Genomic DNA, 21,731 nt, shown 5'->3' on the forward strand with positions numbered 1-21,731 from the left:
TCGGGTGACAGCTCAGGCCGGTACGACGCGCCGGCCGGTGATCTGGGTCGGCGTGATGCAGACGAACAGCGTCCGCCGGCCGTCGGCCCACGGCTCCGGCTCGAGATCGTGCGCCCTGAGCCAGACACCGTCGACGAACTCCGCGGTCCCGCGGGCCAGCACGCTCCATCCCGAGGAGGTGTAGGCGTCGAACTCGTCGACCTGGTACGACACCGGCGCGGCGCCGACGTGGTTGGCGATCGCGGTGCGTGGGGCGGTGCGGAACACGATCCGGTCACCCACCATGACGTGGTTGACCGGCAGGACCAGCGGCCCGTCCGGGTCACCCAAGGCGACACGGCCGACCTCGGTGCGGTCCAGCAGCTCAAGACATTCGGCCCGGTCCATCTCGGTGAGGTGCCCGGGGAACCATCGTGCTGCGAGGTACATCGTCTTCTCCCTCATGACCGTCGTCCGGCACCGGCCGGCTCGCCGTCCGCCGTGAGCCCGTACGTGGTCCCGGTGTCCCCCTCGAATGCCGGGGCCACGTACGGGTCGATCTCCACCGGGCAGCTGCTCTCCCGAAGCACCGCCCGGGCGGTCCCGCCCAAGTGCCCGAACCCGAAGAAGTGGCGGGAACGGCCCAGGATCAGCAGCTCGGCCCGGCGGGACGCCTGCGCGAGCGCATAAGCGGCCTGGGCGTGCACGACCTCGATCCGGGCGGCGACCGCCGCCACCTCTGGGCCGCATTCAGCACGAGCCGCCTCGAGGGCCGCGTTCAGCTCCTTCTCGGCCCTCTCCTTCCACGCCTGCTCCTCGCTCCCGACAGCGACGTAGTCCTCGTACGTCCCGAACGCATGCCAGGCGTGCACGAGGCGTAGCCCGGCGCTGCGCGCGGCCGCCACCTCCAGCCCGCGGCGCACGAGGGCGACGGACGTGGCCGCATCGTGGACGCCGACGACGATCTCGCGGGGCGACCCGTTGCGTGGCCACGCCGCCGGGACGACGACCACAGGCACCGGCGAGTGGGCCGCCACCGGACCGATGATCGATGAGGTGATGATCCGGTCGAACCGCGTGCGCGGCTGGTCACCGAGCACGAGAAGACGTGCTCGGGCGGCCTCCTGAGCCAGCACCGCCGACGGCTTCCCCAGCAGCAGGTAGGTGCTCGCCACCGCGCCGCTGCTCGCGACGGCTTCCTCGGCCTCGTCGAGGATCGCGCGCCCGAGCTTGCCCATCCTCGAGTCGGGATCGGTGGGCGCCGGCGGCCAGGTCGGCAGCGGCGGTGCGTACGGGTCGACCACATAGACCAGGTGCAGCGCGACACCGGACCGAGCCGCCTCCGCGGCGGCGTAGCGGGCGGCAGCGAGTCCGGCCTCCGTGCCGTCGACTCCTACCAGGATGAGGTCCCTGCTCCCCTTGATTGCTTCAGTCATGACTCCAGCGTCGGTCCGCGAGGACGTGGCTCGACAGGGACCGCCGACCCGAGCGGAAGGCCTTTGGTCGCTCGCCGACGCGGCGTCGCGAGCACCCGAGCGGTCAGCTCAGCGGAACCGACCACTTCACCACGGTGCCCTTCGGCTCCGCCGGCTCGATCGTGCATCGGCCACCGTGTGCCTCGGCGCGGCGGCGCATGTTGGCCAGCCCGCTCTCCACCGCGGCGTCGGAGATCCCCACCCCGTCGTCGCTGACCCGGAGAACGAGATCGGTGCCGACCGTCAGCGCCACGTCGACCTCGCTGGCGCGCGCGTGGCGCGCCGTGTTCGACAGCGCCTCAGCGAGGACTGCGACGAGGTCCTTGGCCACCTCCGGAGGCGTCCGGAGCCGGATGGGCCCCTCGAAGGTGAGCCTCGGACGGAACTTGAGCGATGTCGCGGCCCGGTTGACCAGCTCGGTGACCTGCGACTGGATGTCACCGCTGTGCTCGGGGGTGCCGAGCTCGAAGACCGCCCTGCGGAGGTCGCGGATCGTGTCATCGATGTCCTCCACGGCTTGGTCGAGGCGACCGCGCAGCTTGGGGTTGTCGGCCAGGTTGAGGCCGCCCTGGAGCCGTAGGCCGATGACGAAGAGGCGCTGGATCACGATGTCGTGCAGGTCGCGGCCGATCCGGTCTCGGTCGTCATAGACGGCCAGACGCTGGCGCTCATCACGGCTCTGCGCCAGCCGGATGGCGACTGCCACTTGCCCGGCGAAGGCGTCGGCGACGGCAAGGTCGACGTCCTGCGCCTGCTCGGCGTTCTCTCGTCGCCATGCCAACGCGAGCGCGCCGACCGCGTTCATCTCCTCCGACGGGTCCGTGCGCCCCAGCGGCACGAGGACGCCCGGACCGATGTCGCTCAGGTCGATGATCGCCGCCGCGCTTCCTCCCTCGGCCGCGCCCGCGACATCCTCCACGATCATCGGCACGCCGTCCCGGATCGCCTGGCCCGCGACCGACTCACGCAGCGGGGCACGCCTGAGCACGTCGATGTCGACGTCAGCGCCGGAGACCACCTCCACCCGCAGACGGTCGGCCGCCGGCCCGGTGACGATCCAAGCGACGTCGGCCCCGGCCACCTCACGGGCTCGGTCGGCCACGAGCTGGAGGGCCGAGGTGCGGTCGATGTCGCCCATGAGGGCGCTGGTGATCTCGGCGCGTGCGTCGAGCCAACGTCCACGACGGGCGGCCTCCTCGGCCAGCAGAGCGTTCTCGATCGCAACACCCGCGGCCGCCGCCAGGGCGACCACGATGCTCTCGTCCTGGTCGGTGAAGTCCTCTCCGTCGCCCTTCTCGGTGAGATAGAGGTTGCCGAACACCTTCTCTCCGATGCGCACGGGCACGCCGAGGAAGGACCGCATCGGCGGATGATGCTCGGGAAACCCGTAGGAGACCGGGTGCTCGGTGATGTCCTGCAGGCGGACCGGCTCAGGGTGGTCGATCAACAGACCTAGCAGACCATGGCCGGTGGGAAGGTCTCCGATCCGAAGCTGCTGATCAGGGGTGAGACCCCGGGTGATGAACAGGCGCAGCCGCCGCTCACCGCTGCTCGCCAAGACCCCGAGCGCCGCATACTTCGCCCCGGCCAGCGCTTGGGCGACCTCGACGATTCTGTCGAGCAGGTCGTCGATCGAGAGGCCGGCTCCCATGGTGACGATGGCGTCGAGAAGCAGCCGCCACCGCACCTGCTCGTCACGAGCGTCGGTGACCCTGTCGAGGACTTCGGTCAGCAGCTCGTCGAGCGGCGTGCTGCGCAGCGCTGTCTCAGCCGTGTCAGCTGATGCACGGCGCTGTCGGGGTGGCGTACGTCCCACGTCGACCCTCCCCGTCGCAGGAGTGGTGCATCACCCGAATCTATCAACCCTGCAATGTCTTGGTCACCAAGATCGCGGCCTGCGTCCTGCTCTCCAGGCCGAGCTTGGCGAGCAGCGAGGATACGTAGTTCTTCACCGTCTTCTCGGCCAGGTGCATCTCGTTGCCGATCTGCCGGTTCGTCAGACCCTCGCCGATGAGCTCCAGGATCCGGCGCTCGTGGTGGGTGAGGTTCTCGAAGACCGAGTTGGTCTTCGGCCCGCTGCGGATTCGCTCCAGCACCTGTGCGGTGACCGCGGGATCCAGCATCGAGTTGCCTGCGGCGACCTGACGCACCGTCTCGACGAGGTCGGCACTGCGGATCTGTTTGAGGAGGTAACCGGCAGCGCCGGCCATGATCGCGGAGAACAGCGCGTCGTCGTCATCGAACGAGGTCAAGATCAGAGCCGCGATGCTCGGGTCCACGGAGCGGATGTCTCGGCACACGTCGATACCGGACCCGTCGGGGAGTCGGCCGTCGAGGATCGCGACATGGGGCCGCAGGGCGGGGATCCGGCGACGGGCCTCCTCGGCAAGACCGGACTCGCCGACGACGACGATGTCGTCCTCGTCCTCGAGGAGGTCTTTGATCCCACGACGGATCACCTCGTGGTCATCGAGCAGGAAGACCCGGATGGGCTCTGGCGCGCCCTCGGGCGCTGCTGATTCGGTCACCTCATCAACCTACGACCGCGAACGACGTCCGCCAATGCACGTCTTACCCGTGCCCCGAGGACCAAAGTCCTTCGCCGCACCCGTGATGCTCGGATCGCGACTGGCTGGCTACCACCCGGGTTTCGTGAGTTCATGTTCCCACCCTCGGCGCCTCACCAGGTTGGTCGCATCGGACCTAGGTCCTCGGGTCGGGGACGTGCGCCACTGCCCGGGCACCAGGGTTGGACCGAGGGTGGTCGCATCGGCATCACGCAGGGGGCGTGGCGCGCGGGAAAGGACGTGAACAGATGCGAGCAGCCGTCGTCTACGAGTCGATGTTCGGCAACACCGCCACCGTCGCCAGCTCGGTCGCCAACGCTCTACGGCGCACCGGGATGGAGGTCAGGCTGATCCCGGTGGCACTCGCCGGCGCCGACGTGCTCTGCACGCATGACCTGGTCGTCATCGGGGCACCCACACACGCGCTCGGCATGAGCAGACCGAGCACGCGAGCCGACGCGGTGCTGCGGGGCGCTCCGGCAGAGGTCGAGGCTCGCGGCATCCGCGAGTGGCTCGACGAGCTCGAGGACGCGGAGCTGGTGCGTATCGCCGTGTTCGACACCCGGGCACGGGCGATGCGCCATCTGCCCGGCTCCGCCGCCAAGCACGCGGCTCACCTGCTACGCCGCCGTGGCTACGACGTCGCCCCGGCGGTGAGCTTCTACGTCGGCGGCCTGGAGGGTCCGCTGGCCCACGACGAGGAGGCCCGGGCCGGGTGACTGGGCGATCGATCTCGGCCACCGGACGATGCGACAGGTGGTGGGCTGAGAGATCGACCCTCCGCGACGAACCTAGGTCCGTACGGCGCCGCTTCCGTGCTTCTGGCCCGGACCGAAGGTCTCACCGCCGCAGGCCCGTGCACTCAGGAGGCGCATCCACCCGCGACTTCGGAGATCCTCGACGACGCGATCGAGGTACTGCCGCATCGAACCTGAGCTCGGCAACAGCTATCCCTTCACCGCACCCTCCAGACCCTCGCTGCGCAGGAAGAGCCGCTGGAAGAGGAGGAAGAAGAGGATCGGCAACGCGGCCGAGATGGCCATCGCGGCGAGCAGCACGGACAGGTCGGTGGTCGGCGCGATGGAGGGCAGCCGGACGGCGATCGGCTGCTTGGCCGGATCGGGCAGGACGATCAGCGGCCAGATGAAGTCCTTCCAGGCTGCCAGCACCGCGAAGACCGACACCACCCCGAGCACCGGCCGCGACATCGGCAGGACGACGGACCAGAACAACCGGTAGGGCCCGGCGCCGTCGATCCTCGCCGCGTCCAGGATCTCGCGGGGCAGGCTGTCGAAGAACCGCTTCATGATCACCACGTTGAATGCTGAGGCACCAGCGGGCAGGAAGGCTCCGGCGTAGGTCCCGACCAGCGACCAACCCACGACCGGCAGGCTCAGCACGGTGAGGTAGAGCGGCACGAGCAGCAGCACGATCGGCACGAACATCGTGGCGAGCACGGCGCCGTAGAGGACCCGGCCCAGCCGTGGGCGCAGCACCGAGAGCGCATAGCCCGCGGTCGTGGCGACCAGGACCTGGACGGCCCAGGAACCGGCCGCGATCACGACCGTGTTGACCAGGTAGGCCGAGAGCCCGAGCTCGGTCCAGGCCTGCGACACGATCGAGAGGTCCGGGCCGTTCGGCCACAGCGAGATCGGCGAGCGCAGCGTGTCCTGGGTCGGCGTGACCGCCGACTTCGCCAGCCACAACAACGGTCCGAGGCAGACGACCGCCAGCCCGAGCAGCATCGTCGCCTGGACGCCGCGAAGACCCCAGCGCACGGACGTACGCCGTCGGTCGAGAGGTGACACGAAGCTCATCAGTCGCTCCATCCTCGAGTCAGCCGGAAGTAGATCCAGGACAGCAGCGCCAGCGCGACCGCCATCATCAGGCTCAGTGCGGTGGCCGGGCCGTAGTCACCGCCGCCGGTGGTGCTGCCGAAGGCGTACTCGTAGATCAGGAGCAGCAGCGTCAAGGACGCGTGCGAGGGCCCGCCACCGGTGAACAGGTAGGGCTCCAGGAAGACCTGCGCGGTGCCGATGATCTGCAGGATCAAGGTGATCAGCAGAACGGACCTCAGGTGCGGCAGGGTGACGTGCCAGATCTTGCCGAGCACACCCGCTCCGTCGGCCGAGGCGGCGTCGTAGAGCTCCTGCGGCACCGTGGTCAGCGCGGCGAGGTAGATGATCACGGTGCCTCCGGCGGCGGCCCAGGTCGCCTCCATCACCAAGGACGGCAGCACCCAGCCGGCCGACTCCAGCCACGGCACCGGCCCGATCCCGACCCAGCCCAGGATCGTGTTGAACACGCCGCCGGACCCGGCGTCGTAGAAGGTCTTCCACAGCAGCACCGCCACCGCGGGCGGCACCACGACCGGCAGGTAGGCCAGGCAGGCGTAGAGCCCGCGCAGCCGCCGTAGCGAGCTGAAGACGACCGCCATGACCAGCGGGATCGGGTAGCCGAAGACGAACGCCAGCGCCGCGAACACTGCTGTGTTGCGCAGCGCCGTCGGGAGCAGCGGGTCGGCGAGCACCGTACGGAAGTTCTCCAGCCCCACCCACTCCGCAGGACCGACGAGATTGGTCTCCTGCAGGCTCATCACCGCCGTGCGGGCGATCGGCCACCACGAGAACAGTCCGAAGACCAGGAGCATCGGCAGCAGGAAGACCAGGGTCGCCGCGCCGCCGCGCCACCACCTGGCCACCACCGACGCCACGGACGTACGCCGGCGAGCCGGCCCTCTCACGAGAGCCGGCCCACCCACCCGGGACATGTCAGCGACCACGCTCAGCCCTTGTCCAGGATCTGCTGCACCGACGCGTCGGCGGCCTTCAGCAGGGCGGGGATGTCGGCGTTCTCGTCACTGAGCACCTTCTGCACGACCGGGTCGAGCGCGCCGTACACGGCCTGCGTCTGTGCCGGCGGCTCGGCGACCAGGGTGAGGTCGAACATCTTCGAGGTGTAGCCGGTCATCTGGTCCAGCGGCACGTTGACGTAGTCCTTCACCCACTCCTGATAGGTGGTGTAAGAGGCCTCGTCGAAGATCGGGAACGTCGGCGTCCCGACGGGCTGGTCGGCGGCGGACTGGGTCTTGGCGTCGGCGACGGCCGCGTCCTGGTCGGTGTACTTGCGGACCCGGAAGAAGTCCGCCCAGGCCACCGCTGCCTCGGCCTCCGCCTCGCTCGCCTTGGCGCTGACCACGTTGACCGAACCGCCGCCGAGGGCTCCGGCGTCGGGCGAGTCGCCCATCGGCACCGCCGTCAGTCCGTACATCTCCGGGTCGATCGCCGAGGTGGTGACGAGGGCGTTGTAGATGTCCGACCCGCTGATGTACATCCCGACCTTCCCCGCCGCGAACGCCTGGTTGATGCTGTTCCAGTCGTAGGCCGTGCCGCCGGAGAACGACTCGTCCGTCCAGCGCATGTCGTGGAGCAGCTGCAGCGCCTCCTCGGTCTGCGGGTTGTCGACGGTCGCGGTGAAGGCATCGCCTTCCTCGGCTTCCATCCGACCGCCCAGGGCGTAGGTCAGGGTCGTGAGGATCCAGCCGCCGGTGTTGCTCGTGGTCATCTCGGCATAGCCGGTGGCGCCGGTCCGCTCGTTGATCTGCTTCGCGGCCGCGCGCACCTCCTCCCACGTGGTCGGCGGCTTGTCCGGGTCGAGCCCGGCCTTGGTGAACAGGTCGCGGTTGTAGTGGAGCGCGTTGGCGTAGACGTCGGAGGGCAGCCCGTAGACCTTGCCGTCGGTGCCCTGCGCCGCGGCCAGCACGGTGGGGTTGAGCTTGTCGAAGTACGGCAGCTCGCGGACCTCGGCGTCGACGTCGGCCACCTGCTTGCGCTCGACGAGACCCTTCGTGTCGGTGAACGGCACCCGGAACGAGATCGGCAGCGTGCCACCGGCGAGCTGCGCGGGGAACGTCTGTGCGTTCCACTGCCACTCCACCGGCTTCACGGTGATGTCGGGATGCTCCTTGTTGAAGGCTGCCGCCTGCTTCTTGACGGCGTCGATCGTGGCCTGCTTGTCGCCGGGGCGCCAGCCCTCGACGGTGATCGTGACGCCGTCACCGTCGTCCGACGACTCGCCGCACGCAGCGAGCGAGCCGAGCACGGCAGCCGCGACCGCGGCGAGCGCGACACTGCGCAACCGAGTGGTTCTCATGGTCTGTCTCCTGGATGTTGTGGTGGGGTCTCAGGTCGTGGGCCGCAGCCAGACCGCGGCGTCGGGAACGAGCCGGCCGTCCTCGAGCGGCATGCTGGTGAGCCAGACGTGGTCGCTGCTCGGCAGCTCCACGGCCGTGTCGGTCAGGTTGACCACGCACGCGAAGTGCGCGCCGCGGCGGAAGGCGATGATCCCGGGACCGGCCTCGATCCACCGGAAGTCGCCGGTGGCGAGGTCAGGGTGCGTACGCCTGATCAGCAGCGCCATCCGGTGCAGGGAGAGCATCGAGCGTGGGTCCGCCGACTGCGCCTGCGCCGTGAGCTGTGCCCAGCCCTCGGGCTGCGGCAGCCAGGTCGTCGTGCCCGGTGCGCTGAAGCCGTACGGCGGTCGGTCCCCGCTCCAGGGCAGCGGCACCCGACACCCGTCCCTGCCGGGATCGACACCGCCGCTGCGAAAGTGCATCGGGTCCTGGATCCGATCCACCGGGATATCGGCCTCGTCCAGCCCCAGCTCGTCGCCCTGGTAGAGGTAGTAGGCGCCGGGCAGCCCCATCGCGAGCATCGCCGCGGCCCGCGCCCGCCGCTCCCCCAGGGCCCGGTCGGTCGGGATCCCGAACCGCTTGGTCTCGAACGCGAAGGCTGTGTCCGCGCGGCCGTAGCGCGTCACCGGCCGGGTCACATCGTGGTTGGAGAGCACCCAGGTCGCCGGCGCCCCGGCCTCGCCGTGCGCGCGCAGCGTCGTCTCGATGGACGTACGCAGCGCCTCGGCCTCCCACGGCGCGGTCATGAAGTCGAAGTTGAACGCCGCGTGCAGCGCGTCAGGGCGCAGGTAGCGGACGAACCTGGCCGTGTCGGGGAGCCAGACCTCCCCGATCAGGGCGCGGTCCGTGCCGTACTCCTGGGCGATCCGCCGCCAGCTCCGGTAGATCTCCTGGAGCTCCTCGCGGTCGACGTAGGGGTGCTCGCCAGGTCGCGGGTCCGCCGGGACGTCGGGGAGGGCCGGGTCCTTGGCGAGCAGGGCGGCGGAGTCGATCCGGATCCCGGCGACCGACCGGTCGAACCAGAACCTCAGGATCTCCTCGTGCTCGCGGCGTACGTCCTCGTGCTGCCAGTTGAGATCGGGCTGCTCGGCGGAGAAGAGGTGCAGGTACCACTGCTCGGGGACGCCGTCAGGCGTCGTCAGCCGCGTCCACGGCGTGCCGCCGAACTCCGAGGTCCAGTCGTTGGGCGGCAGCTCGCCATCGGCTCCGCGGCCGTCTCTGAACCAGAATCGCTCCCGTTCGGGTGCGCCGGGGCCGGCAGCGACCGCGGCCCGGAACCACCGGTGCTGGTCGGAGACGTGGTTGGGGACGATGTCGATGATCGTGCGGATGCCGAGCTCGAGGGCGTCTTGGATCAGTGCCTCCGCCTCGTCGAGGTCGCCGAAGATCGGGTCGATCGCGCGGTAGTCGGCGACGTCGTAGCCCCCGTCGGCCATCGGCGAGGGAAACCACGGCGTGAACCAGATCGCGTCCACCCCGAGGTCGCGCAGGTAGGTCAGGCGCGCCCGCACGCCGGCCAGGTCACCGGTGCCGTCACCGTTGGCGTCGGCGAAGCTGCGCGGGTAGATCTGGTAGATCGCCGCGGAGCGCCACCAGTCGGCGGGGCGCTCGGTGAAGACCGGGGGCGCCACCGGTGCCGGTTCGCTCTGTCGAGGTTCCGTGGCGGTCACGGGCACTCCGTTCTCAGCAACTCACACGTACATGTGACTGCCGTCACCTTGACGGCGTGCAGTGACCGTAGAGCCCGTCACAGAAGTCGCGCAAGAACTTGACAGAGCGTAATTAATTTCAGGACTTTGCGCGCTGGCTTGCGGGTCCAGTCGTGCGCCGGACCACCAGTTCCCCCTCGAAGAGAAGCTCGTCGACCGGTCCGAGCGTGCCGTCGATCTGACTCACCAGGAAGTCGACCGCCGCCCGGCCCATCGCCTCGATCGGCTGTCGGATCGTGGTGAGCGGCGGGTCGGCGAAGGCCATGAAAGCGGAGTCGTCGTAGCCGACCACCGAGACGTCGCCGGGCGTCGAGAGCCGGGCCCTGCGCACCGCCCGCACCGCCCCCAGAGCGAGCGGGTCGCTGGCGCACACGATCCCGGTCGCGCCCTGCTCGATCAACCGGGCCGCGGAGGCCTGACCGCTCTGCAGCGAGTAGAGACTGCGCACGACCAGGTCCTCGTCGAACGGGACTCCGCTGCGCTCGCAGACCGCCTGGAACGCCGCCAGCTTGCGCTCGGACGGAACGTGGTCGCGCGGGCCGAGCACCAGCCCGATCCGCTCGTGCCCGAGGGCGAGCAGGTGCTCGGCGGCCTGCTCCATGGCGTCGGCATCGTCGCAGACCACCCGCGGAAACGGCAGGTCGATGGCCGCGTTGATGAGCACGACCGGAAGGTTGCGGCCGGCCAGCCGGTCGTAGTGGGCGTGGTCGGCATCCCGCTGCGCGTACGCGCCACCGGCGAAGACCACCCCTGCCACCTGCTGCTCGAGGAGCAGATCGACGTATTCCGACTCGGTCACGCCGCCGGCGGTCTGCGTGCACAGCACCGGGGTCAGGCCCTGCTGGGCGAGGTTGGCGCCGAGGACCTCGGCGAGCGCCGGGAAGATCGGGTTCTGCAGCTCGGGCAGGACCAGGCCCACCAGCCTGGCACGCTCTCCGCGGAGCTTCACCGGCCGTTCGTAGCCGAGCACGTCGAGCGCAGTCAGCACCCGCTCACGGGTCGCCGCCGAGACCCCCGGCTTGCCGTTGAGCACCCGGCTCACGGTTGCCTCGGAGACCTGGGCACGGGCAGCTGCGTCAGCAAGACGTCTACTCATGAACGCAAGAATATAACTGAATCACGCAAGCAGATCGCAAGATCATCGCTGGATCGGCCTTGAACGCCCTCACTGAGCCGACCTTCCTTGACGAGTAATTCAATAAGTGATTTAGTCACTTAATGTGACCAGCAACACAACATCGCTCTCTGAACGCATCGCCGACGGGATCGTCGCCATGATCGAGGCCGCCGGCCTGGAGCCAGGCGACGCCCTGGCCTCCTCCCGCGAGCTCGCCAAGCGGTTCGAGGTGACCACGCCGACCATCCGCGAGGCGCTGCGCCGCCTGGAGGCGACCGACGTGATCCGCTTCCGCCACGGTTCGGGGACCTACGTGAGTGGTGGGGTGAACCGGCGCCTGCTCGTCAACCCGCACGTCTCGGAGTCGCGCAGCGAGTCCGTCCTGGAGCTCCTCGACGCCCGTATCGTGCTGGAGCCGCCGGTCGCGGCGGCGGCCGCGGCGGCGCGTACCGACGCTGACCTGGAAGCGCTGACCCTCTCGGCCGACAACGCGCTCAAGCCGCAGTACGCCGACGAGCGGCCCGAGCTCCACTTCCACGTCGCGCTCGCCGGCGCCTCCGGCAACCTGCTGCTGCGCGAGACCGTCGAAGCGCTGCTCCAGGTCCGTGCCCGCGACCAGATCGAGATCCGGCACCGTTACACCGACCGCGACCGCGACCATGCCGACCACGTCCGCATCGTCGAGGCCGTACGCGACGGCGACCCCGACGCCGCCGCCGCGCTGACCCGCGAGCACCTGCTCGCGATCCGCGAGGCCCTCGCCGCCACTCTCGGGACGGAGCAGCCGCGATGACCGTCAAGCTCGCCGAGATGACCACCCTCGAGGCCGCAGCCGCCGCCGAGGCCGGGACGGTCGTGGTGATCCCCGTCGGCGCCTTCGAGCAGCACGGCGCCGGCCTCCCTCTGGCCACCGATCAGATCCGCGCCGAGGCCCTCGCCGACTCCGTCGCGGAGGCGCTGCCGGGACAGGTCGTGATCGGCCCCGGCGTACCCGTCGGGGTCTCGCCGCACCACCAGGCCTTCGCCGGCACCGTGAGCCTGCGCCCCTCGCTGTTCTCCGCCGTCGTGCGTGAGTACGTGGAATCGCTGGCCGCCCACGGCTGGCGCCGGTTCCTGGTGGTGACCGGCCACGGCGGCAACAACGCCACCCTCGGCACCCTGGCTCAAGAGCTGATGCGCGACCGCCCTGACCTCGAGCTCGCCTGGGCGCCCGTCACGGTGCTCGCCAAGGACGCCGTCGGCGCCATGGACCTGAGCCCGGTCTCCGGTCACTCGGGCGAGGCCGAGACCGCCCAGATGCTGCACATCGCCCCCCACCTCGTACGCCGCGACCTGCTCGCTCCGGGCACCACCACGCCCGACGAGCTCGATCCGCTCGCCCGGCTCGCCCGATCGGTGAGCCATCCGGCCCTGGCCCTCCCCTACGACCGGCTCTCCACCAGCGGCGTGCTCGGCGATCCCCGCAGCGCCACCGCCGAGGACGGCCGAGCGATCTTCGCCGAGGCCACCGAACGACTCGTCGCCTTCATCAAGGAGTGGCTCGACACCTAGCCACCCGCCTCTCCAGCTCGGGACCCGACCGGGACGCACACCGCGTCGCCGGGCGATCCAGCACACCCGAAAACGCACCGATCTGCCCCGAAAGGAGCACCAATGTCCCCACGACACTCCCGCGTCCTGGCCCCGGCCGTAGCGGTCGTGGCGGTGGCCGCGCTGTCCCTGGCGCCGAGCGCCACCTCCGCCCTGACCCGCACCACCGACCAGCCTCGAGCGGCCGGCGAGAGCAGGCCCGCGTCCTGCGCCAAGGCGACCGACCAGGAGCCCGACAGCAGCCAGAAGCACGAGCTGACCAGCGGCGACCTCGAGCGCAGCTATGTGCTCCGCCTGCCCGAGGGCTACGACCGCCGTGACGACTGGCCGCTCATCGTCGCCTTCCACGGCCGCGGCAGCACCGGTGTCGAGGTCGAGGGCTACTCCGAGCTCTCCGACCTCCCGGCGGTCGTCGCCTACCCCGACGGCGCGATCGGCACCGGGTCGGGCCATCGCAAGGCCTGGCAGGGCGCACCTTATGAGGCACCGGGCGTCGACGACGTCGCCTTCACCCGCGACCTGCTCACTGCGATCGAGGCCGACCACTGCATCGACCCGACCCGTGTCTATGCGACCGGGAAGTCCAACGGCGCAGGCCTGGCGGCGCTGCTCGCCTGCCGACTGCCGGGCACCTTCGCCGCCATCGCTCCGGTTGCGCCGGCGCTCTACCCGGCCACCCGGACCGGGTGCGCCGAGGCACCGGCCACGCCGATCCTGCAGATCCACGGCGTCGCCGACGCGACCATCCCCTACGAGGGCGACCCCGACCGCGACCTGCCCGCGATCCCCGAGTGGGTCCAGGGCTGGGCCGAGCACAACGGCTGCACGACGAGCAGGACCCGCACCAAGCGCGACATCGAGACCACCCGGTGGACCGGGTGCGACCAGGGCGCCGAGGTCCAGCACGTCGCCGTGGAAGGCGGCGGCCACGTCTGGCCGGGCGGCGACATCTACTCCGGTGGCGGACACGTCACCCACACCATCGAGTCCGCGTCGGTGATCTGGGACTTCTTCTCCCGTCACCGCCTCACCAGCGAAGGGTGATCTGCGATGACCAGCACCGCAACCCCCACGAGCAACGACAGACTGCCGTGGATCATCCGCGCCATGGGCGTGATCGAACGCGTGGGCAACGCCTTGCCGCACCCGTTCTGGCTCTTCTGGATCCTCGCCGCCATCCTGGCCGTGATCAGTGCGATCTGTGCTGCGGCCGGGGTCTCGGTGATCTCCCCCGGTGACGGCGAGGAGGTGGTCGTCCAGAGCCTGCTCAGCGGCGAGGGGCTCGCCATGGCCGTATCCACGATGGTCTCCAACTTCGCCGAGTTCCCACCGATGGCGACCATCGTCGTGGTCATCATGGGTGTCGCCGTCGCCGAGCGCACCGGCTTCCTGACCTCCGCGATGAAGGTCGGGATCTCCCGGGTGCCGGCGGGCTGGGTGGTCTTCGCCGTCGCGTTCACCGGCACGGTCGCCCACGTGGCCTCCGCCGCCGCGTACATCATCCTGGTCCCGCTGGCGGGCCTCGCCTTCCGCGCCGTCGGCCGCTCCCCCATCCTCGGCATCGTGGTCGCCTACACCGCGATCGCCAGCGGGTACGACGCCAGCCCGGTCCCGACGCCCAACGACGCCATCTTCGCCGGCATCACGACCGCCGCGGCGCAGATCATCGACGAGAGCGCGTACGTCTCCCCGGTCAGCAACTGGTTCTTCAACATCGCCTCCTCGCTGCTGCTGGCGGCGGTGATCACGCTGATGACCAAGCTGGTCCTGTCCAAGCGGCCGGACCTCGATGCCGACGAGGACGCCGACGACGGTGACTTCGGCACCCTCGAGCTCGACGGTCGCGAGCGCCGCGCGCTGCGCTGGGCCGTGCTCACCCTTCTCGGCGCGATCGTGGTCGTCGCCGCCATCGTGATCCCGCCGTCCTCGCCGCTGCGTGGCGAGGACGGGTCGCTGACGGAGTCGCCGTTCCTGACCGGCATCGCCGCGATCGTCGCGATCCTCTTCGGGCTCGCCGGCATCGTCTACGGCACCCTGTCGGGGTCGATCACGAAGGCCGGCGACGTGCCGGCGCTGATGGCCCAGGGCATCAAGCAGATGGCACCGGTGCTGGTGCTGTTCTTCGCGATCGCCCAGTTCCTGGCGTACTTCGAGTGGTCCCACCTCGGCGACGTCATCGCGGTCAACTCCGCCGAGGCGCTGCAGACCAGCAACATCCCGGTCTGGGTGGTCTTCCTGCTCGTGCTGGGACTGCTCAGCGTCGTCAACGTGATGGTCACCAGCGGCTCGGCGATGTGGTCGATCGCGGCGCCGGTCCTGGTGCCCATGCTGATGCTGCTCTCGGTGCCGCCGGAGACCACCCAGGCGCTCTTCCGGATCGCCGACTCGGGATCCACCGCGATCACTCCGATGAGTCCCTACTTCGTGATGGCCCTCGGCTTCCTGCAGCGCTACCGCAAGGACGCCGGCATCGGCACCCTCGCCTCCTACACCCTGCCGCTGGCGGTCGCAATGACCCTGGCCTGGACCGCCCTGTTCTTCCTGTGGTGGGGTCTCGGCATCCCGCTCGGCCCGGGGGCTCCGGTCCGCTGAAATGAGGCCCGGCGACCGGTTGGTCGCCGGGCCTCCTCAGGCCATCGGGCTAGGTCAGCCGAGCCGCTCCAGGAGCGCCTTCGCGGTGGAGACGCTGGACTGCGGGTTCTGGCCGGTGATCAGGGCGCCGTCGACCACGACCGTGTCGCTCCAGGGCTGACCGGTCTCGACGATGCCACCGGCGGCACGCATCCGCTGCTCGACCGAGAACGGGATGCTGTCGCCGTAGCCGCCCTGCTGCTCCTCGATGTCGGTGAATCCGGTCATCCGGCGGCCACCGAAGAGCCAGCCACCCTCGCCGGTGGCGGCGAGGAGACCGGCGACGCCGTGGCAGAGCGCGGCGACCGGTCGGCCGGCGGCGTCGGTGGCGGCCAGGATCGCGGCGAGCGCGGAATCCTCGACCAGGTCCGCCATCGGGGCGTGGCCGCCGGGGATGTAGACGGCGTCGTAGGCCGCGGGGTCGACGTCGGCGAGCACGAGCGGCTGGGCGAGCTGGTCCGCGAGGGTCGCCAGGTAGGCGCGGAAGCGTTCGGCGTCCTCCGGCTGGACGCCACCCTGCTCGCTGAGCGAGAGCGCGTCGACGGTCGGCTTCCGACCGCCCGGGGTGGCGATGTCGATCTCGACGCCGGCTCCGGCGAGCGTCTCGTGGGAGGCGGCGACCTCCTCGGCCCAGTAGCCGGTCGGGTGCTCGGTGCCGTCGGCGAGGACGAGGGTGTCGGCCGCCGAGACGACCATCAGTACGCGTGTCACGAGTTCTTCCTCCAGGTTGTTGTGGTTTGTCGATGACCTAACGACAGCCCTGTGCTGCTTCACTCCCAGACCGGCAGGTGCGATCATAATGATTTCTATGACCTCGCTCGATCTCTGGGAAGCGTTCACGCACGCCTACCGGGAGCGGTCGATCAGCGCCGCGGCGCGTCGCCTCGACCTCTCCCAGCCCGCGGTGACCGCCCGGATCCGCAAGCTCGAGCACGAGCTCGGCACGACTCTGTTCGAGCGATCCCGCACCGGCCTGGTGCCGACCGGCAGGGCCGACGCGCTCGCCGCCCGGGTCACGCCGCTGGTCGACCAGCTCCGCGGCGCGGTCGGCACCGAGCCGACGATCGGCCCGGCGAGCATCCGGATCGGCGGCGCCGCCGATGTGATGGCCAGCCGGATCGTGCCGGCCCTGGCGCCGCTCGTACGCGAGGGGCTCGACGTGGCCGTGACCACCGGCCTGGCCCAGGACCTCCTCGACCACCTCGCCGCCGACCGCCTCGACCTCGTCGTCTCCTCCGTACGCCCCACCGACGAGAACCTTCGCTCGACCGCGCTGGTCGACGAGGAGTTCCTCCTCGTCGCGGCCCCGGCGCTCGCAGCGCAGGTCGATCCCACCGACCTCGCCGAGGACCCGGTCCGCGCCCTCGCCGCCGTGCCGCTGGCCGCCTACTCCCCCGACCTCCCGATCATCCGGCGCTACTGGCTCACCGAGTTCGAGGAGCGCCCCGCCAACCGCACCGCGCTCGTCCTGCCCGACCTGCGCGGCCTCCTTCGCGCCGTCGTCGCCGGCATCGGTGCCTCGGTCCTGCCTCGCTACCTGGTCGACAGCGCCCTCGCCGACGGCACCGTCGTACGCCTCCACGAACCCAGGCTCGGACCGCTCAACACCCTCTGGCTCGTCACCTGCCCGACCGCGCCGCCGGCCGCCGCTCACGTCTGCCGACACCTGAGCACCGAAGCGGCCGGGTGGGCCAGCACCTGACGCCTTTCCTGACAGACTTCATCCGTGAACGTACTCATCGACGCCGACGAGCTCGCGACCGCGCTCGCCTCCGACCAGCCCCCGGTCCTCCTCGACGTGCGCTGGCAGCTCGGTGGCCCGCCCGGGCACGCGTCCTACCTCGAGGGACACCTCCCCGGCGCTGTCTACGTCGACCTCGACACCGAGCTGGCCCGTCACGGCGAGCCCACCGACGGACGCCACCCGCTCCCCGACCTCGCGGACCTGCAGGCCTCCGCCCGCCGCTGGGGCATCTCCGAGGGCGACACCGTCGTCGTCTACGACGCGGTCGGGAACACCTCGGCCGCCCGGGCGTGGTGGCTGCTGCGCTGGGCGGGCGTCGCCGACGTACGCCTCCTCGACGGTGCCCTCGGCGCCTGGACCTCCGCGGGGCATCCGCTCGCCACCGACGAGGTGGTGCCGACGCAAGGAACGGTGACGCTCACCCCCGGCCATCTGCCCGTGCTTCCGTTCGAGGAGGTCGAGGCGTACGCAGGTCTGCTGCTCGACGCCCGCGCCGGCGAGCGCTATCGCGGCGAGGTCGAGCCGGTCGACCCGAAGGCCGGGCACATCCCCGGCGCGGTCTCCGCCCCCACCATCGACAACCTGGGGCCTGACGGTCGCTTCCTCCCCGCCGAGAAGCTCCGGGAACGCTTCGCCGCTCTCGGCGTGCAGGGCGGTTCGCCGACGGCCACCTACTGCGGCTCGGGCGTCACCGCCGCCCACCAGATCGCGGCACTGACCATCGCGGGCTACGACGCCGCGCTCTTCCCGGGCTCGTGGAGCCAGTGGAGCAACCACGACCTCCCGGTGGAGACCGACTAGCCGGCCGAAACACCCTTGACCTCAAGTCAACTTCATCTTTCACGATGGTGACACACCACCGACGAGAGGGAGCTGACACCATGACGGAGACCGACGACCGACCCGCCATCACCGTGATCGGGATGGGCAACATGGGCTCAGCGATAGCCCGGGCCTACCTCGAACGGGGCTACCGGACCACGGTGTGGAACCGAACGGCCGACAAGGCCGAGGTCATGGCGGATGCGGGGGCGCAGATCGTCTCCACCGCAGCGAAAGCGGTGGCGGCGAGCCCGGTGACCGTCCTCAGCCTGCTGGACAACACCGCGGTCGAGGACGTGCTCGACTCCGTCGGCGACGCGGCCGCCGGACGGACCCTGGTCAGCCTGACCAGCGGCTCCCCCGCCCAGGCGCGGGCGAACGCGGCGTGGGCGGCCGAGCACGGCGCTGCGTACGTCGACGGCAAGGTCATGGGTGACCCGCCCGACCTCGGCACCTCCAGGGTCTCGCTTGCCTTCAGCGGCCCGCGGGAGACGTTCGAGACCGTCGAGCCCGCCCTCCGGGAGCTCGGCTCGATCCTCTATCACGGGCCGGACGCGGGACACGCAGCCGTCGAGTTCAACGCCCAGGTGGCGATGGGCTACGAGTTCCTGATCGGCTTCCTGCACACCCTCAGCCTGGTCGAGACCGAGGGCCTGGACCCGGAAGCGTTCACCGAGCGGCTCGCCGAGTCGCTCGCCGGCTACGCCGGCCTGCTGAAGATGATGGCCGGCGCGATCAAGAGCCGGACGTACGGCCCCGACCTCGGTTCGCTCGACGTCCAGGCGGCGCTGATGGACGATCTGATCGCGCACCGGGAGTCGGCCGGCGTCGAGACCGTGCGCATGCGCGAGGTGAAGTCGCTGATGGACCGCCGGATCGCCCAGGGTCACGGCGAGCAGGGCTTCTCCAGCATGTACGAGCTGCTACACCTCTGACTGCTACGCCTCGTGGGCAGCGACCTCGGCGTCGGACCGGAGCACGCAGAACTGGTTGCCCTCCGGATCGGCGAAGATCACCCAGCCGGTCCCGGGGCCGTACTTCCCGCGATGGTCGGCGATCTGGGTCGCACCCAGCTCGAGGAGCCGCGCGACCTCCTCGTCGCGGGTGCCGGTGCGCGGGCGCAGGTCGAGGTGGATCCGTTTGGCGGGCAGCTTCTCGTCGGGCACCTCGATGAACAGCAGCCGGTGACCCGTCTCCGGGTCGAGGATCATGCACTCCTCGTGACCGGGGAGGTTCGGGTCGCCCTCGACATCGACGTAGCCGAGCAGGCTCTTCCACCACTCCGAGAGCGCGTACGCGTCGTGGCAGTCGATGGTGGTGTGCGAGACGAAGAGAGTCATGCGGCCATCGAAGCCCACCCGCGCCCCCGGGTCCACCGGGTTTACGCGGAGCTCAGGCAGTCTCGGCGAGCTTCTCGTCGATGAACTGCGGGAGCAGCTCGATCGCGATCGGAGAAGCGGCGTCGATCTTCTCCTGCGAGACCCCGCAGATCCGCAGGCAGGTGGCGGCGATCGCCCAAGCCTCTCGGCACGGGATCCGCCGCCCGGGCTCCTCGGTTCGCATGTTGATCACGCCTTCGACCTGCTGGATGAGCAGGTCACCGAGCTGCTTGCGGCTGACCGTCGAGCGCACCGTCTTCGAGGCGACCTCGCTGGCCAGGTCCGCGTAGTGGGCAGCCAGCTCGGCGTGCTCGTTGCGGAACTCGTCGTAGACCTCGCACTTGGCCACGTCGGGCAGCTGGTAGAGCATGCCGACGTTGTGCGGCACGTCTGCCAGGGTGCGTACGTCGACGAGGACCAGCAGGTAGAGCGCGGTCTCGAAGTCGAGCGGTGGCACGCGGTTGAGGATCTTCTCCACCTTCTCCGTGGTCGGACGGACCGAGCGCCGGAGCAGCTCACCGAGGATCTCGTCCTTCCCCGCGAAGTGATAGTAGAGAGATGCTTGGCGGATGCCGACCACGTCGGCGATCTCGCGGGTAGACGTCGCCGCGAAACCCTGGGAGACGAACAGCTTCGACGCTGCGTCCAGGATCTGGTCACGCGGTGAGGTCGTACCTGAGTCGGGAACATGCCTAGGGCGGCCGGGCCGAGAGCGCCTAGTTGTCATGTTGCCCATCTAACTCCCCTCCGGACTTTCAAGGAAGCCTTGAAAGGACTTTATCCTCTACAAATTATGAGTCGTTCGACCTATTAGGCATAGATCGACTGGGCTATGCCCATGATGTGCAGGTTTGCGTCCATCGACACCCGGACGCATGCACCGGAAAGCCCCCACGAGCGGCTCGGCGACCGGGTCGCACCACTGCTTCTGCACGTTCGTCCGGCTGTCACCTGCCGTCAGAGTGGCTAACGACGTTGTAGATGACAGGTCACGCACCTGTTGGAAATTCGTGTAACGCCTGTGGCGGCCGCCACTGATCCGCCCACGCGCCCGACTCGCTCGTGCTTAGATCCTCCCCATGATGTGCCGGACCGCCCCCGCCACCGCACTCTTCGCACTCGTGACCCTCGCCGCCTGTGTGGTTCCAGCAGGCCCGGCGGCAGCAACCGCCATGCCACCCAACCCCTACGCCGGCCCGGACGGCACCTGGAACATGCACGGCGACGCCGGTGCCTCCGACACGACACCGTTCGAAGGTCCGGGGGCTGACCCCTGGCCAGCTCAGGCCGTGCCGCTGCCCGGGGTGTGCCCGACGATCCTCAGCGGCTCCGACGGGATGGTGCAGGCGCTGTGCACCGAATACCTCGACCGGGCACCCAGCCTCTACCTGCTCGACCCCACCACCCTTCTCCCCGTCGCCCGGCGCCACCTCTCGGCCGGCTCGCTGCTCGGCGGCGTCTATGCCTACGTCGACGACAGGTCCCGGCTCGTCACCGTCGACGGCTCCGGATCGCTGCTCTGGCTGGCGCACTCCAAGTCGCTGCTCGGCTGGTCGATCGACGTCGAGCGCGAGGTGCCGGTGAACCTGCCGGACGGAGATGCGGTCACCACCGTCGGACCGGGCTACGACGCCAACGTCTGGTTCGCCACCGCCCGGGGCCGCGCCGGCTACGTCACGCCGGACGGCGACGTCGTCACCGCCGGCCTCGGCGCCGGGGACGAGAAGGTCGCCAACTCCATCTCCAGCGCCCCGAGCGGGGTCGCGGTGACGACCGACCACGCGACGTACCTCCTCCGGGCCGACGAGGACGGAGACGGCGTGCGGACCGTCTGGCGCCAGGCGTACGACCGTGGGACGGCGCGCAAACCGGGACAGCTCAGCCACGGCAGCGGCTCGACGCCGACGTTCTTCGGAGAACGCACGGGCGCCGATCTCGTGGTGATCACCGACAACGCCAGCCCACGCGAGAACCTCCTTGTCTACCGGGCGCGCGACGGACAGGAGGTCTGCCGGCTGCCGATCCTCACCGATGAGAGCAGCGGCACCGAGAACTCGCCCGTTGCCTGGGGAAGCTCGGTCTACATCGCCAGCACCTACGGCTACCCCTACCCCGCGCAGGCGACCGAGGACGCGGGCGAGTCCGTCCCCGCCGAAGCCGACTTCGCCGGGGGCATGGAGCGCATCGACGTCGACGAGGAATCCGGCACGTGCCGCTCGGTCTGGCGCAACGAGGTTCCCTCGGCCGCCGTCCCGCGGCTCTCGCGCGCAGAGGACGTCCTCTACACCGTCAGCCGCCACGCCGACGGGTTGAACTGGCGACTGGCCCGGATCGACCCGGCTGACGGCGAGATCCTGTCCGAGACCTTCCTCGGACTCGGGCCACTCGCCAACACCCTGCAGATGGTCGGCACCATCCTCCCCGACGGCACGCTCCTCCAGGGCACGCTCGCCGGGCTGGTCGCCGTGCGACGCTGAGGGGACTCTCACACGGACACCGCCGCCCGGAGAGCCGTATCCCGCCTAG

The 21,731-nt window shown here is 70.1% G+C and carries 21 protein-coding genes; 9 read left to right on the plus strand and 12 right to left on the minus strand.

Annotated elements, in window-relative coordinates; translation table 11 throughout:
• Positions 1–12: 12 nt before the first annotated feature.
• From WBG06_RS00575 to WBG06_RS00590, 4 genes are all read right to left on the minus strand, one after another.
• On the minus strand, positions 13–429 hold the full coding sequence (locus WBG06_RS00575) for a pyridoxamine 5'-phosphate oxidase family protein (RefSeq protein WP_336734065.1): 417 nt from the start codon (positions 427–429) through the stop codon (positions 13–15).
• Between the two features lie 11 nt (positions 430–440).
• On the minus strand, positions 441–1,415 hold the full coding sequence (locus WBG06_RS00580) for a universal stress protein (RefSeq protein WP_336734067.1): 975 nt from the start codon (positions 1,413–1,415) through the stop codon (positions 441–443).
• Positions 1,416–1,518: 103 nt separating this feature from the next.
• Positions 1,519–3,270 carry a sensor histidine kinase gene (locus WBG06_RS00585; protein WP_336734069.1) on the minus strand — a complete coding sequence of 584 codons (1,752 nt, stop codon included), beginning with the start codon at positions 3,268–3,270 and terminating at the stop codon, positions 1,519–1,521.
• Positions 3,271–3,313: 43 nt separating this feature from the next.
• On the minus strand, positions 3,314–3,982 hold the full coding sequence (locus WBG06_RS00590; protein ID WP_336734071.1) for a response regulator transcription factor: 669 nt from the start codon (positions 3,980–3,982) through the stop codon (positions 3,314–3,316).
• Positions 3,983–4,269: 287 nt separating this feature from the next.
• Between WBG06_RS00590 and WBG06_RS00595 the strand changes: the two genes are divergently transcribed.
• Positions 4,270–4,740 carry a flavodoxin family protein gene (locus WBG06_RS00595; RefSeq protein WP_336734072.1) on the plus strand — a complete coding sequence of 157 codons (471 nt, stop codon included), beginning with the start codon at positions 4,270–4,272 and terminating at the stop codon, positions 4,738–4,740.
• 228 nt (positions 4,741–4,968) lie between these two features.
• Here the strand turns inward: WBG06_RS00595 and WBG06_RS00600 are convergent, their stop codons facing one another.
• The 5 genes from WBG06_RS00600 to WBG06_RS00620 all read right to left on the minus strand — a co-directional run bounded on the left by WBG06_RS00600 (position 4,969) and on the right by WBG06_RS00620 (position 11,018).
• Positions 4,969–5,838 carry a carbohydrate ABC transporter permease gene (locus WBG06_RS00600; RefSeq protein WP_336734073.1) on the minus strand — a complete coding sequence of 290 codons (870 nt, stop codon included), beginning with the start codon at positions 5,836–5,838 and terminating at the stop codon, positions 4,969–4,971.
• Positions 5,838–6,764, minus strand: a complete 927-nt coding sequence (locus WBG06_RS00605) for a carbohydrate ABC transporter permease (RefSeq protein ID WP_336734075.1) — start codon at positions 6,762–6,764, stop codon at positions 5,838–5,840. Before WBG06_RS00605 ends, WBG06_RS00600 begins: the two co-directional genes overlap by 1 nt.
• A 41-nt stretch (positions 6,765–6,805) precedes the next feature.
• Positions 6,806–8,173 carry an ABC transporter substrate-binding protein gene (locus WBG06_RS00610; RefSeq protein WP_336734077.1) on the minus strand — a complete coding sequence of 456 codons (1,368 nt, stop codon included), beginning with the start codon at positions 8,171–8,173 and terminating at the stop codon, positions 6,806–6,808.
• Positions 8,174–8,203: 30 nt separating this feature from the next.
• Complete coding sequence (locus WBG06_RS00615) at positions 8,204–9,883, minus strand: glycoside hydrolase family 13 protein (RefSeq protein ID WP_336734079.1); 1,680 nt, start codon at positions 9,881–9,883, stop codon at positions 8,204–8,206.
• 118 nt (positions 9,884–10,001) lie between these two features.
• A complete protein-coding gene (locus tag WBG06_RS00620; protein ID WP_336734081.1) occupies positions 10,002–11,018 on the minus strand; it encodes a LacI family DNA-binding transcriptional regulator in 1,017 nt (338 codons plus the stop codon).
• Positions 11,019–11,142: 124 nt separating this feature from the next.
• On the opposite strand from WBG06_RS00620, the gene WBG06_RS00625 reads away from it, so the two are divergent.
• The 4 genes from WBG06_RS00625 (at position 11,143) to WBG06_RS00640 (ending at position 15,221) form a co-directional block, all read left to right on the plus strand.
• The gene (locus tag WBG06_RS00625) at positions 11,143–11,832 is read left to right on the plus strand and encodes a FadR/GntR family transcriptional regulator (protein WP_336734083.1); all 690 of its coding nucleotides are present in this window, start codon (positions 11,143–11,145) and stop codon (positions 11,830–11,832) included.
• Entirely contained in the window at positions 11,829–12,590 is a 762-nt protein-coding gene (locus WBG06_RS00630; protein WP_336734085.1) for a creatininase family protein, read from the plus strand. The genes WBG06_RS00625 and WBG06_RS00630 overlap by 4 nt, the downstream gene beginning before the upstream one ends.
• A gap of 102 nt (positions 12,591–12,692) precedes the next feature.
• Positions 12,693–13,673, plus strand: coding sequence for an alpha/beta hydrolase family esterase (locus WBG06_RS00635; protein ID WP_336734087.1), 981 nt, complete (start codon positions 12,693–12,695; stop codon positions 13,671–13,673).
• Between the two features lie 6 nt (positions 13,674–13,679).
• Positions 13,680–15,221, plus strand: a complete 1,542-nt coding sequence (locus WBG06_RS00640; RefSeq protein ID WP_336734089.1) for an AbgT family transporter — start codon at positions 13,680–13,682, stop codon at positions 15,219–15,221.
• 54 nt (positions 15,222–15,275) lie between these two features.
• On the opposite strand, the gene WBG06_RS00645 is transcribed toward WBG06_RS00640, so the two are convergent.
• A complete protein-coding gene (locus WBG06_RS00645) occupies positions 15,276–15,971 on the minus strand; it encodes a type 1 glutamine amidotransferase domain-containing protein (protein WP_336734091.1) in 696 nt (231 codons plus the stop codon).
• Positions 15,972–16,068: 97 nt separating this feature from the next.
• Here WBG06_RS00645 and WBG06_RS00650 point away from each other — a divergent pair, with 97 nt between their 5' ends.
• The 3 genes from WBG06_RS00650 to WBG06_RS00660 all read left to right on the plus strand — a co-directional run bounded on the left by WBG06_RS00650 (position 16,069) and on the right by WBG06_RS00660 (position 18,761).
• Positions 16,069–16,962, plus strand: a complete 894-nt coding sequence (locus WBG06_RS00650; RefSeq protein ID WP_336734093.1) for a LysR family transcriptional regulator — start codon at positions 16,069–16,071, stop codon at positions 16,960–16,962.
• 24 nt (positions 16,963–16,986) lie between these two features.
• Positions 16,987–17,805: a sulfurtransferase gene (locus tag WBG06_RS00655; RefSeq protein ID WP_336734095.1), complete on the plus strand. Its 819-nt coding sequence runs from the start codon at positions 16,987–16,989 to the stop codon at positions 17,803–17,805.
• Positions 17,806–17,885: 80 nt separating this feature from the next.
• The gene (locus WBG06_RS00660; protein WP_336734096.1) at positions 17,886–18,761 is read left to right on the plus strand and encodes an NAD(P)-dependent oxidoreductase; all 876 of its coding nucleotides are present in this window, start codon (positions 17,886–17,888) and stop codon (positions 18,759–18,761) included.
• A 3-nt stretch (positions 18,762–18,764) separates the two neighbouring features.
• Here the strand turns inward: WBG06_RS00660 and WBG06_RS00665 are convergent, their stop codons facing one another.
• On the minus strand, positions 18,765–19,166 hold the full coding sequence (locus tag WBG06_RS00665; protein WP_336734097.1) for a VOC family protein: 402 nt from the start codon (positions 19,164–19,166) through the stop codon (positions 18,765–18,767).
• 52 nt (positions 19,167–19,218) lie between these two features.
• Entirely contained in the window at positions 19,219–19,932 is a 714-nt protein-coding gene (locus WBG06_RS00670) for a TetR/AcrR family transcriptional regulator (protein WP_336734099.1), read from the minus strand.
• 355 nt (positions 19,933–20,287) lie between these two features.
• Between WBG06_RS00670 and WBG06_RS00675 the strand changes: the two genes are divergently transcribed.
• Positions 20,288–21,682 (plus strand): hypothetical protein, encoded by a 1,395-nt coding sequence (locus tag WBG06_RS00675; RefSeq protein ID WP_336734101.1) that lies wholly within the window; start codon positions 20,288–20,290, stop codon positions 21,680–21,682.
• Positions 21,683–21,731 lie beyond the last annotated feature (49 nt).

It is taken from the genome of Nocardioides sp. CCNWLW239, assembly GCF_037137035.1.
In the GTDB taxonomy this organism is placed as follows: Bacteria; Actinomycetota; Actinomycetes; order Propionibacteriales; family Nocardioidaceae; genus Nocardioides.